Source organism: Escherichia sp. E4742, from assembly GCF_005843885.1.
Classification (GTDB): domain Bacteria; phylum Pseudomonadota; class Gammaproteobacteria; order Enterobacterales; family Enterobacteriaceae; genus Escherichia.
In genome coordinates, this window is sequence record NZ_CP040443.1 from 4471496 (window position 1) to 4483753 (window position 12258).

A 12258-nucleotide genomic window follows, 5' to 3' on the forward strand; every position below is an offset into this window, starting at 1 on the left:
TTGGCATGACAGATGGCGCAGGGAATTCAAACGCGTATAGTAAACCAGGTGCGTATGCGATAGCCGCTGGTGATGATAAAACAGAAGTTTATTCCCTGGAAAAAGATAAAGGCAGTGTATTTTTTGATACCCTTATAAAAGGAGTTGCTGATGGCGTTGCCGATGAACGCTTCGGGAAATCGTATATGGTAAAAATTGATGGTAAAAAGGAATACTACGCGGGCATTACCCGAACATTAAGTTTGTTTATCTATGTGAACGACCAATATATAAAAATCAATGAAAAACTGGACGAGGAAGGGAAAGGAATACATCTCAGTGATGCCTGGATAGGAGCAACAGAAAAACCAGCCGGACCGGGTGGATTCTTCTTTATTAACGATCCTGCGGCCAGTCGTCTGGATAAAAAAACACAATTATCAGCTGGGAATGCAGATGAATTTACGAATGTTGATAAGACCGCATATTCTATTAAAGAACCGCCTACTGCGCCAGATGAACCAAAGAACAAAGATATAACACCTATTGAAATTCCTTATGGCCCCGTGAGTGCAATTCCCAACCGACCTGATATCCGTATCTTCAAAACACCGGATATTTACCCGATCAGTGGCCATGATATCTCGTCTAACGATGGCGAAATCGACTGGAAATTGTTTCAGGAGAAATCACCTGCGCGTTTTGTCTACGTGAGAGTGGTTGGCTGGAGAGGGCCAGACTCGTCGTTTAAGGCTCACTGGAAGCAATTAGCAGATTCAAAATTTGATCGCGGAGGCTATTTTAAATTTGATTTTTGCCGCACTCCTGAGGCGCAACTGGAAACAGCAAAAAGCCTGCTGCCTGAAGACCCGAAAATGTTGCCTCCCGGTATTTTACTGGTGAATCCAGAAGGTGAAGATTCAACCCAACTGGCTTGTTTTAAAAAATCTGGAATGGTGAATGCACGGAATGATATTTTACGTTTTGCTGCCCTGATGTATAAAAATTACCATAAAATACCAATATTTTATGGCAATCATAATAATTTGTCCCATTTCATGGATAGTCGGTTCGACCAGTATATGGTGTGGATGGGGTATTGGGGACAAGCTGGTGTGAAACTCGAGGGGCGTAATCCCTGGACACTTTGGCAATATTCAGGAAACGAAAAGGTGCCGGGCATTGGTCACAGCACAGAGTCAGAAGTTTTCTTTGGTACTGAAGAACAGTATGCCCAGTTTAAAGCGGGTGAGAATAATGTCGCTCTGGCTGCGGTAAATTGAGGTAATAAATAAAACCGGATGTCGAATATTATTATCGTCATCCGGTTTTGTTGAGTGTTATTTAAGCTGTTCGGGAGGTGTAATATTTTCCATATACAACGTCTGGCTGGGGAAGGCAAAATCCGCGCCATGCGACTGTACAATATCGATAATTTTCAAATATACGTCCTGCTGGGCGGCAAGCCATTCGGCCCAAACCGTGGTTTTAGTAAAACAATAAACCATAATATTTAGCGACGAATCGGCAAACTGGTTGAAATAAACCAATAGGGTTTGCTGCTGGTCGATGGCGGGATGATTTTTAAGCATTTCGCGTACCGCTTCGACAATAGCGCCCACTTTAGCCGCATCTTCATAACGTAAACCAATGGTCGTAGTAATACGACGGTTGGTCATTCGACCGGGGTTTTCTACGCTGATAGACGAAAACAGTGAGTTCGGCACGTACAGCGGACGATTATCAAATGTGGTGATTTTAGTCATTCGCCAGCCAATTTCTGCCACCGTTCCTTCGATATTTCTGTCAGGAGAACGGATCCAGTCGCCAATACTAAAGGGGCGATCAAAATAGAGCATAATGCCGGAAAAGAAGTTGCTCAGAATATCCTTACCGGCCATACCCACTGCAAGACCACCAATTCCACCAAAAGTCAGCAAGCCAGAAAGGCTCATGCCGAAATGTTCGCCATAGAGCAGAACAATAACGACGATGATGCTGATTTTGATGATCCGCGACATAATTCGTGCACTGGTAATATCGCGGCCTTTTTTAATCTGCTGTTTTTCAAACTGATTGATTAGAAGGAATAACTTAACCGTCAGGATAAGCGCTATCAGGGACGTACAGATAAAATCAATAGCGTCCGGTGTGATAAATTTGAGTTTGTAGTTTTCAATGACATAATTAATGATGCTACCGACAGCACTGATAATTATGGTGTAGATTAAAAATTGCACTGCGTGGAATAAGAATCCTTTTCTTTTATGATTTCCACGGCGAAACCAAAAGCTCATAAGAATCAATGCTGCGCAGCTACCGAAAATAATGACCAGATTAAGCGCATTATTTGTAAACAGTTCAGCGATCATTGTTTTATCAGGCTCCTCCAGATTGTTGACGTCATGCCGGAAACCCCTGGCGGGGTTATTTTATCGCGATAATTCATGCATATCATCAATAGACAGGGAAGGAAGTAGCAACATTAGCTAATTTATCAACGAGTTGATGATATGTTACGCGACAATCTATTGCTTTCAGAGCAGACAACACCAAAATGTCATGGTATTGTTACACACAAGTAACAAAGGGTTTATCTGCAAAAGGATTACATTATGATCATGGCGAAACTGAAGTCAGCGAAGGGGAGAAAGTTTCTCATAGGTTTGTTGGCGGTTTTCATTATTGCGGCGTCGGTAGTGACTCGCGCGACTATCGGTGGTGTTATTGAACAATACAATATCCCGCTGTCCGAATGGACGACATCAATGTATGTGATTCAGTCATCGATGATTTTTGTCTATAGTCTGGTCTTTACCGTGTTACTGGCAATCCCGCTGGGTATTTATTTCCTCGGCGGAGATGAGAAGTAAGTAAAAGAAAAGGCCCGTAACTTCGGGCCTTGAAAGCAAGTGACGAACGATTAATCGTCGTCTTCGTCATCCAGTTCGACAGGTGTCTGGTATTGGTCTGGTTTAATCACCAGCAGGTCGCAGCGAAGATGATCAATCACTTGTTCCGCCGTATTGCCAAGGAATGCCGCAGAAATACCAGTGCGTCCTACGGTTCCCAGAACCACAATGCCTGCTTGTAAATGCTCCGCTAAATCGGGAATCACTTCTTCCGGCAGACCTTTTTCGACATGCGTCATTTTCTCGTCAATACTGAATTTCTGCCGCAGGGCTTTCATCGCCAGTAAATGTTGCCCGCGAATAGCATCGTTATAAACGCTTGGATCAAATTCCGGCAGTTCAATCGCAATATTGATGGGGGTTACTGGATAAGCACCAACCAGATGTACCTCGGTGTGGTTGACCTGGTCCGCCAGTTCGATCGTCTCTTTCACCAGTTTTTCATTGAGCGCATTATGATACGGCTCTTCGCTGGCGAGATTCACCGCCACCAGTGCCTTACCCCCTTCCGGCCACGGTTGGTCTTTCACCATCCACACCGGGCTCGGGCATTTGCGTAACAGGTGCCAGTCTGTTGGAGTAAAAATCACCGCTTCCAGGCGGTCATGTTGGTGCGCCATTTTTAGCACCAGATCGTGCCCACCGCTAAGTACTTCCTGAATGATGGCTTCGAAAGGACGGTTATGCCAGACAACTTTAATTTCAATGGGAACGCCAGCGTTAAGATAATATTTCGCCTGCTCGTGGATCCACGCAGTACGCTGACTAATGACGCCCTGACGCATGGCGGTCCGCTCGTCCGGGGAGAGTAGGGTAGTCATCTCGTATGAGAAGTCATAAATAGGCAAAAAGGCTTTAATTTTGCCACCAATCCGTTGATGCAAATAAACAGCTCGCCGTAATGCGGGTTGATCGTCCTGATTAGGATCGATAACAACAAGCATGTTCTGATACATAGCCATACAGAGTCTCCTTACAACAACTGTCAATGCAGTTTGTATTAAAAGAGTAACCTAGATCTGGTGAATGAAACAGTGATGAACCTTCTGCCAGATCAATAAATGAGAAAAATTTAATGATATGACAGAAGGATAGTGAGTTATGCGGAAAAATCAGGCGACGTTGCGTGTATGACCGGCTAGTTGGGCCAGCGCATCGTTATTTTCGATGGTGATATATTTACCTTTAACTGCCAGCATGCCGCTTTTCTGGAAGCGCCCCAGCAGACGGCTGATGGTTTCAACTGTCAGGCCCAGATAGTTACCGATATCGCCACGAGTCATCGTCAGGCGGAATTCACGAGGGGAGAAGCCGCGTTGGGCAAAACGACGGGACAGATTATAGATAAATGCAGCCAGGCGTTCTTCGGCATTTTTCTTCGACAACAGCAGGATCATGTCCTGATCGCCTTTAATTTCGCCGCTCATCAAACGCATCATTTGTTGGCGCAAATTTGGCATTTTACCGGACAGATCGTCCAGCGTTTCGAACGGAATTTCACACACCATCGAGGTTTCCAGAGCCTGGGCGAAGCTTGGATGATGACCGCTGCCTATGGCATCGAAACCCACCAGATCGCCTGCTAAATGAAAGCCAGTGATTTGCTCGTCGCCTTGCTCTGTAATGGTATAACTTTTAATCGTACCGGAGCGGATGGCATAAAGCGATTTAAGTTCATCACCAGCCTTAAACAGCGTCTGGCCTTTCTGAATAGGCTTCTTTCGCTCAATGATATTATCAAGCTGATCAAGCTCATGTTCGTTGAGTGTGAACGGGATGCAAAGCTGACTGATGCTGCAATCCTGGCAATGGATAGCACAACCGCCAGACTGAATGCGCCGTATAATTCGCTTTTCCGGGATCATAGGTCTGCTCAAGCCGTAATTGATATTTGTCAATTTTAACATCTTTTTAGGGAGCAAGTAAGTCTAAGCAAACCTTAACAGCGGAGAATTCCGATAATAGATGTAAATTTATGTCTATCTAATTGAAAAACCTTAGATTGTTAAGGGTAACTTTACGTAAAACTGTGAACACGCAGGCACAAATTGCTTAATGTTTACAGTAAAAGATAACCTTCATGGCGCAATAGCCACTCTTTTCGCTGCACTCCGCCTGCATATCCTGTCATCGTGCCGTTTCGGCCAATAACCCGGTGACAAGGCACCACAATACTGATCGGGTTTGCACCGTTGGCTGCGCCGACGGCACGCGCGGCCCCTGGGCGGCCTAGTTGTTCTGCCAGTTGACCGTAATGCATTACCTGTCCACACGGGATAGTGCGTAGCGTTTTCCATACTTCCCGTTGAAATGGCGTACCGCCGGTGGCAGTGGGTAGGGAATCAATAATGCTTAGATTACCGGCAAAATAATCACGAAGTTTATCGCTTAACCCGCCGGGATTGCTGGCGGAAATACGCTCATAACCTTCTTTGCGATAATGGATGTCCAGCAATTGCACCATGCGATCGCTATACTCTTCCCACTCAACCGCCCGCAGACGAAATTGTTCATCGCAAATAACCCACAGAGGACCCAGTGGCGTGGCAATTTTTTCTTCAAGTAATCTCAGCATCCGTTCTCTCTTAAGATAAATGTGGGTAAACCCCCGGACTAATCAGCAGACCGACAAGATACCACGCAAGCAACATTAGCAGCCATACCACAAGAAGATAAGAGGGTACGGTACGACTAATGAATAGTAGGTACCTGGATTAGTTTCCGGTTTGAACGATAGCGCTGAAGTGGATTTCCGGGCTAAATGCGTCTGCCGCTTAGTTACTTCTCCCGACACCAGCGAGAATGTGGTTTTCTGCAATGCAGACAAGTGAATAAAAAATAGAGTCTGTCGACATCCGCCAGACTCTACAGTACACACAGCAGTGCATCCGCGTCTTGAATCCGGCCTGCTTCCTGTCAGCCGGTGACAGTGTTATAACGGTTTTGCCCATCAGTTGCCAATTTTCTTCAGTGACAGATTTCACGAAAATATAAGTTAAAACGTTCATCTCGTGATTGAATAATCATGCATCGTTAATCGACTGGTGAATTTAGCGGGTGATTAAACTGTGCGTCGTTTAAACATATTGCAGAATGATTTGCTTAAGTATATTTCAGGCGAAGTGCAACAAATTACCGTCATCATATATTGGTTGCTGTGATGGACAAATCGCCTTAATTAGGGCCTGTGCGGGCTCATTCCCGGCCTAAACTGTTCGATACTGCAACCAGGCTGGTATAAAATGCCCCGCCTGCGGAGACACTAGCCTGTATGGAGCAAGATGTTGCTTCAACTTGCGAAGTGAACAATGCAGCAAGCATCAGATATATGAACAATTAACTCGTCTGGATCACGACGTGCGAAGGTACATAGGAGGTTACATGAACCTTGACGACAAATCGCTGTTTCTTGACGCCATGGAAGATGTCCAACCACTGAAACGCGCTACTGATGTCCACTGGCATCCTGTGCGTAACCAACGCGCGCCACAGCGTATAGACACGCTGCAACTTGATAATTTCCTCACCACAGGATTTCTCGACATCATCCCGCTAAATCAGCCCCTGGAATTTCGTCGGGAAGGTTTGCAACATGGGGTGATCGATAAGCTACGCAGCGGCAAATATCCGCAACAGGCTAGCCTGAATTTACTTCGCCAGTCGGTGGAAGAGTGCCGCAAAATGGTGTTTAGTTTTATTCATCAGGCGCGGGCGGATGGTTTGCGTAATGTACTTATTATTCACGGCAAAGGCAGAGAAGATAAGTCTCACGCCAACATTGTCCGTAGTTATGTCGCACGTTGGCTGACAGAGTTTGATGATGTACAGGCTTATTGCACCGCGCTACCGCATCATGGCGGCAGCGGGGCGTGTTACGTTGCACTGCGTAAAACAGCGCAGGCGAAACAAGAAAACTGGGAGCGTCACGCTAAACGCAGTCGATAATTCATTGACGCTTCCGCGCTATTGAAAATATCAAGCCGCCAGTACGCGGTTGCGTCCGTCATTTTTCGCCCGATACAACGCATCATCTACGCGTTTAAACAGTTCATCGATGCCTTCATTGCCTTCGTGATGTGCCACGCCAATGCTGACCGTAAAACGCGGTAAGCCAGAAATACTCACTTTTGCCACACTCAATCGGATAGTTTCAGCGAGAGAAATTGCGGTATCCAGCGGAGTTCTGGGTAATAACAAGACGAACTCTTCACCTCCCCATCGAAACACCATATCGCCTTTGCGAGCGCAGCTTTCAAGCGTACGTGCCAGGGTGCATAAAACTTCATCACCTTTCTGGTGACCGTACAGGTCATTAATATGCTTGAAACGATCGGTGTCGATAAGCAGCAAACTGTAATCCTGAGCGATTGCGAGATGCTGCATCTGGCCTTGCTCGGTGATGTGATAAAATTGTCGGCGGTTAAGTAACCCCGTCAACGCGTCATGGTGAGCCGCGTGTTCCAGTTGTTGTTCCAGCCTTTTTTGCTCGGTAATGTCATGCACGATGCATAACATTAACTTGTCGCCATAAATCTCAATTGGCCCGGCATAAGTTTGCACATGGCGAGTGGAACCATCTGCCAGCTTATGGACAAAGTTAAGCGGTTTATGTCCGCCGGGTAAACGCGAAATTTCATGCATGACAGGCATCACGCGACGCCCAAGAATATTAATTTCCCAGGTGTGTTTCTGACAGATTGTTTCATGGTTATAGCCATAGAAATTGAGTGCGGCCACATTGGCGTCGACAATTTGGCCATCACGCGAGGGATCTATCAACAGCATTGGCGCGGAATTAGTCAGAAAAAAACGCGCATAAAACCCTTGTTTTTTACGCTGATAATTTGCAGATCGGCTGGCTTTTAAGCCCAGACTTGCGGGTGTCTCCATCCCTTCAAATATGATCACTTCCCCAGTATCACTAATCTCTTTGAGGGTTAACCGACAGCTTAGTGCTGTCTCTTCACCATTACGCTTGACCGTGAGAATTTCTACAATATCGAGTTGGTTATGCAGGTCTACGAGATATTTTGGTAGTTCGTTTTGGGAGGAGACGGAATAGAGGCCGGTTCGTAGCTGACTAAAAGTGAGTTCTTGCATCAACAGTTGCGCAGCGCTATTGGCATAAATTAACCGTTCCTCGAAGGGGGAAACGATCCAGACAGGACTGGTTAATAAGTCCAGGGTATTGAAGTTGTGCGTAGTCATTGAAATCCCGTTATTTTTATCAATTTTCTATTGTTATCTGATCGCAAAAATGCCACCACAAATGATCAGATAATTCTGATAATGATAGACGCTATTTAACACTTTACCCCTTTTCTAATCATGAAAAGTATTTTGCTTTCTGTATTTAGTTTTGACAGGATTTTATTAATCATTTCAGGGTAATGGGGTGAGGAGATGTTGCGTAAGATGACCAGAAGACTAGACTACAAAATAAAGCATTGATAATGGAGGCACTGTGGAAACGATTAAGGGAGCGGACATAAATGTACCGGATGCAGTATTTGCCTGGATGTTGGATGGTAAAGGCGGTGTTAAACCGCTGGAAAATACAGATGAGATAGATGAAGAGCATCCCTGCTGGCTCCACCTTAATTATGTGCACCATGACAGCGCGCAGTGGCTGGCAACGACACCATTGCTCCCAAATAACGTGCGTGACGCGCTGGCAGGGGAAAGCACGCGACCCAGAGTCAGCCGTCTTGGTGAAGGGACGTTGATTACGTTGCGCTGCATTAATGGCAGTACTGATGAACGTCCCGACCAGCTGGTCGCCATGCGTGTTTATATGGACGGTCGGTTAATTGTGTCGACCCGACAACGTAAAGTACTGGCGTTAGACGATGTAGTTAGCGATCTGGAAGAGGGTACCGGCCCGACTGATTGCGGAGGCTGGCTGGTGGATGTGTGTGATGCATTAACCGATCACTCCAATGAGTTTATAGAGCAACTGCACGATAAAATTATCGACCTGGAAGATAATTTACTTGATCAACAAATTCCGCCGCGCGGTTTCCTGGCACTACTACGAAAACAACTCATTGTTATGCGTCGCTATATGGCGCCGCAGCGAGATGTTTATGCTCGCCTTGCCAGTGAGCGCCTGCCCTGGATGAATGACGATCAACGGCGCCGAATGCAGGATATTGCTGACCGTCTTGGGCGCGGTTTGGATGAGATTGACGCGTGCATTGCGAGAACTGGCGTGATGGCGGACGAAATCGCCCAAGTGATGCAGGAAAATTTAGCCCGCCGAACTTACACAATGTCATTGATGGCAATGGTCTTTTTACCCAGTACATTTTTAACCGGGTTATTTGGCGTTAACCTCGGCGGTATTCCAGGTGGAGGATGGCAATTTGGTTTTTCGCTTTTTTGTATTCTGTTAGTTGTTCTTATTGGTGGTGTTGCTTTATGGTTGCATCGTAGTAAATGGTTGTAACAAAAGAAAATTTGTCTACTTCCTGTATACAAAAACGCCGTAAAGTTTGAGCGAAGTCAATAAACTCTCTACCCATTCAGGGCAATATCTTTCACGCAGGTGAATGCAACGTCAAGCGATGGGCGTTGCGCTCCATATTGTCTTACTTCCTTTTTTGAATTACTGCATAGCACAATTGATTCGTACGACGCCGACTTAGATAAGTCGGCTTTTTTTTGTCTGTTATCTGTCAACGTCTACCCTTTAAGAGTCTACCCAATGACCAAAGGGAAATATGATGACACTCATTTATTTGCAAATTCCTGTCCCTGAACCGATTCCTGGCGATCCCGTCCCAGTCCCCGATCCAATCCCTCGTCCACAACCTATGCCCGACCCGCCGCCCGATGAAGAGCCGATTAAATTGTCGCAACGTGAGCGTAGATCTGCGAGGATACGCGCCTGCTAACTTTGCGCTGATGACCACGAGAATAGATTGTGACCGCTTTTTCTACCCTGAACGTTTTGCCTCCCGCCCAGCTCACTAACCTTAATGAGTTGGGTTACTTAACCATGACACCGGTGCAGGCCGCCGCACTTCCGGCGATCCTTGCCGGAAGAGATGTTCGCGTGCAGGCGAAAACCGGCAGCGGAAAAACCGCGGCATTTGGCCTCGGGTTGTTACAGCAAATTGATGCGTCGCTGTTTCAGACTCAGGCTTTAGTGCTGTGTCCGACTCGTGAACTGGCGGATCAAGTCGCAGGGGAGTTACGTCGGCTGGCGCGTTTTCTACCAAATACCAAGATCTTGACCTTATGCGGCGGTCAGCCGTTTGGCATTCAGCGTGATTCACTGCAACACGCGCCGCATATCATCGTGGCAACGCCGGGGCGTTTGCTGGATCACCTGCAAAAAGGCACTGTTTCGTTAGATGCGTTGAATACGTTGGTCATGGATGAAGCCGACCGTATGCTGGATATGGGGTTTAGCGACGCAATTGATGAAGTCATCGGTTTTGCGCCAGCTTCTCGCCAGACGCTTCTCTTCTCTGCCACCTGGCCGGAAGCGATCGCCGCGATTAGCGGTCGTGTACAACGAGATCCCCTGGCGATTGAAATAGACACAACAGATGCTCTGCCGCCTGTTGAACAACAATTTTATGAGACATCCAGCAAGGGCAAAATTCCGTTGTTGCAACGGTTATTAAGTTTGCATCAGCCAGCGTCTTGTGTGGTGTTTTGTAACACCAAAAAAGATTGCCAGGCTGTGTGTGACGCACTGAATGAAGTAGGGCAAAGTGCATTGTCGTTACATGGCGATTTGGAACAGCGCGATCGCGACCAGACGTTGGTTCGTTTTGCCAACGGTAGCGCTCGTGTGCTGGTAGCGACCGATGTCGCTGCGCGTGGTCTGGATATTAAATCGCTTGAGCTGGTGGTGAACTTTGAGCTGGCGTGGGATCCTGAAGTTCATGTGCATCGTATCGGGCGTACGGCACGTGCTGGGAATAGCGGTCTGGCGATCAGTTTCTGTGCGCCAGAAGAAGCACAGCGCGCCAATATCATTGCCGACATGTTGCAGATGAAACTTAACTGGCAAACGCTACCAGCCAGCAGGGACATTGTGTCGCTGGAGGCAGAAATGGCAACGTTGTGCATTGATGGCGGGAAAAAAGCCAAAATGCGTCCGGGTGATGTATTAGGTGCGCTGACAGGAGATATCGGGCTTGATGGTGCGGATATTGGCAAAATCACCGTGCACCCAGCGCATGTCTATGTCGCAGTGCGACAGGCTGTTGCTCATAAGACATGGAAGCAGTTACAGGGCGGCAAGATTAAAGGAAAAACGTGCCGGGTACGGCTGTTAAAATAACGAAATGTTGAATTGCCTGATGCAAGGATAAACATCTTCTTCGGCATTGCCGGATGCGACGCTGGCCGCGTCTTGTCCGGCCTGCATGAGTAGCCCGATAAGCTTGCGTATCGGGCACTATCCTGGTTATTTCACTTCAACCACATTCAGGCGCAGTTCATCCAGCTGATTTTCGTCTTCTTCAGGCTGCCAGCCCGCCGGTTGTAGTGGGAGCTCTTCGCGATCAAACGCCAGATCACCGCCGTTAACTACTTCTGAACCGTGGGTAATGCCTTTGAAATCGAACAGACTGGTATCGCACAAATGAGACGGCACTACATTTTGCATCGCGCTGAACATTGTCTCGATACGTCCCGGATAACGCTTATCCCAGTCGCGGAGCATATCGGCAATCACCTGACGTTGCAGGTTAGGCTGTGAACCGCACAGGTTACATGGAATAATCGGGAACGCTTTCGCATCGGCAAAACGCTGAATATCTTTTTCGCGGCAGTAGGCCAGCGGACGAATCACGATATGTTTGCCATCATCGCTCATCAGTTTCGGTGGCATCCCCTTCATCTTGCCACCGTAGAACATATTTAAGAACAGCGTTTGCAGGATATCGTCGCGGTGGTGACCCAGTGCGATTTTCGTGGCTCCCAGTTCTGTTGCGGTGCGATAAAGAATACCGCGACGCAGACGAGAGCAGAGCGAGCAGGTGGTTTTTCCTTCAGGGATTTTCTCTTTTACGATCCCGTAAGTATTCTCTTCAACAATCTTATATTCAACGCCCAGCTTATCGAGATACTCCGGCAGGACGTGTTCCGGGAAACCTGGCTGTTTCTGGTCGAGGTTAACGGCAACCAGCGAGAAATTGATTGGCGCGCTTTGCTGCAAATTACGCAGGATCTCCAGCATGGTATAGCTGTCTTTGCCCCCGGAGAGGCAAACCATAATGCGGTCGCCATCTTCAATCATATTGAAGTCAGCAATGGCTTCGCCCACGTTACGACGCAGACGTTTTTGCAATTTGTTCAGGTTGTATATCTCTTTCTTCGTATTCTTTTGATTTTCTTGCATTATTTC

At 47.1% G+C, this 12258-nt stretch carries 12 protein-coding genes and 1 pseudogene; 6 read left to right on the forward strand and 7 right to left on the reverse strand.

Features of this window, described 5'->3' with window-relative positions; translation table 11 throughout:
• The first annotated feature begins 5 nt into the window (after positions 1-5).
• Positions 6-1262, forward strand: coding sequence for a glycoside hydrolase family 25 protein (locus FEM44_RS21710; RefSeq protein WP_240726843.1), 1257 nt, complete (start codon positions 6-8; stop codon positions 1260-1262).
• Positions 1263-1319: 57 nt separating this feature from the next.
• On the opposite strand, the gene ynaI is transcribed toward FEM44_RS21710, so the two are convergent.
• A complete protein-coding gene (ynaI, locus tag FEM44_RS21715) occupies positions 1320-2351 on the reverse strand; it encodes a low conductance mechanosensitive channel YnaI (protein ID WP_135522679.1) in 1032 nt (343 codons plus the stop codon).
• Positions 2352-2594: 243 nt separating this feature from the next.
• Here ynaI and FEM44_RS21720 point away from each other — a divergent pair, with 243 nt between their 5' ends.
• Complete coding sequence (locus FEM44_RS21720; RefSeq protein ID WP_130222728.1) at positions 2595-2852, forward strand: DUF2534 family protein; 258 nt, start codon at positions 2595-2597, stop codon at positions 2850-2852.
• Positions 2853-2902: 50 nt separating this feature from the next.
• Here the strand turns inward: FEM44_RS21720 and uspE are convergent, their stop codons facing one another.
• From uspE to FEM44_RS25220, 4 genes and pseudogenes are all read right to left on the reverse strand, one after another.
• A complete protein-coding gene (gene uspE / locus FEM44_RS21725; RefSeq protein ID WP_130208771.1) occupies positions 2903-3853 on the reverse strand; it encodes a universal stress protein UspE in 951 nt (316 codons plus the stop codon).
• A gap of 150 nt (positions 3854-4003) precedes the next feature.
• Positions 4004-4756, reverse strand: a complete 753-nt coding sequence (gene fnr, locus FEM44_RS21730; RefSeq protein WP_000611911.1) for a fumarate/nitrate reduction transcriptional regulator Fnr — start codon at positions 4754-4756, stop codon at positions 4004-4006.
• Between the two features lie 194 nt (positions 4757-4950).
• Positions 4951-5466, reverse strand: a complete 516-nt coding sequence (gene ogt / locus FEM44_RS21735) for a methylated-DNA--[protein]-cysteine S-methyltransferase (protein ID WP_135486337.1) — start codon at positions 5464-5466, stop codon at positions 4951-4953.
• A gap of 10 nt (positions 5467-5476) precedes the next feature.
• Positions 5477-5610, reverse strand: a pseudogene (locus tag FEM44_RS25220) (AbgT family transporter); the annotation flags it as partial.
• Positions 5611-6272: 662 nt separating this feature from the next.
• Between FEM44_RS25220 and smrA the strand changes: the two are divergent.
• Positions 6273-6836: a DNA endonuclease SmrA gene (gene smrA / locus FEM44_RS21740; RefSeq protein WP_130208769.1), complete on the forward strand. Its 564-nt coding sequence runs from the start codon at positions 6273-6275 to the stop codon at positions 6834-6836.
• Between the two features lie 30 nt (positions 6837-6866).
• Here the strand turns inward: smrA and FEM44_RS21745 are convergent, their stop codons facing one another.
• On the reverse strand, positions 6867-8099 hold the full coding sequence (locus FEM44_RS21745) for a sensor domain-containing diguanylate cyclase (RefSeq protein WP_130216110.1): 1233 nt from the start codon (positions 8097-8099) through the stop codon (positions 6867-6869).
• A gap of 256 nt (positions 8100-8355) precedes the next feature.
• On the opposite strand from FEM44_RS21745, the gene zntB reads away from it, so the two are divergent.
• From zntB to dbpA, 3 genes are all read left to right on the forward strand, one after another.
• Entirely contained in the window at positions 8356-9339 is a 984-nt protein-coding gene (gene zntB / locus FEM44_RS21750) for a zinc transporter ZntB (protein WP_135522678.1), read from the forward strand.
• A 274-nt stretch (positions 9340-9613) separates the two neighbouring features.
• Positions 9614-9787, forward strand: a complete 174-nt coding sequence (gene ynaL, locus FEM44_RS25805) for a proline-rich small protein YnaL (RefSeq protein WP_276319618.1) — start codon at positions 9614-9616, stop codon at positions 9785-9787.
• Positions 9788-9816: 29 nt separating this feature from the next.
• Positions 9817-11190: an ATP-dependent RNA helicase DbpA gene (gene dbpA, locus FEM44_RS21755; RefSeq protein ID WP_130216112.1), complete on the forward strand. Its 1374-nt coding sequence runs from the start codon at positions 9817-9819 to the stop codon at positions 11188-11190.
• A 126-nt stretch (positions 11191-11316) separates the two neighbouring features.
• Here dbpA and ttcA read toward each other — a convergent pair whose 3' ends face one another.
• A complete protein-coding gene (gene ttcA, locus FEM44_RS21760; protein WP_135486172.1) occupies positions 11317-12252 on the reverse strand; it encodes a tRNA 2-thiocytidine(32) synthetase TtcA in 936 nt (311 codons plus the stop codon).
• Positions 12253-12258 lie beyond the last annotated feature (6 nt).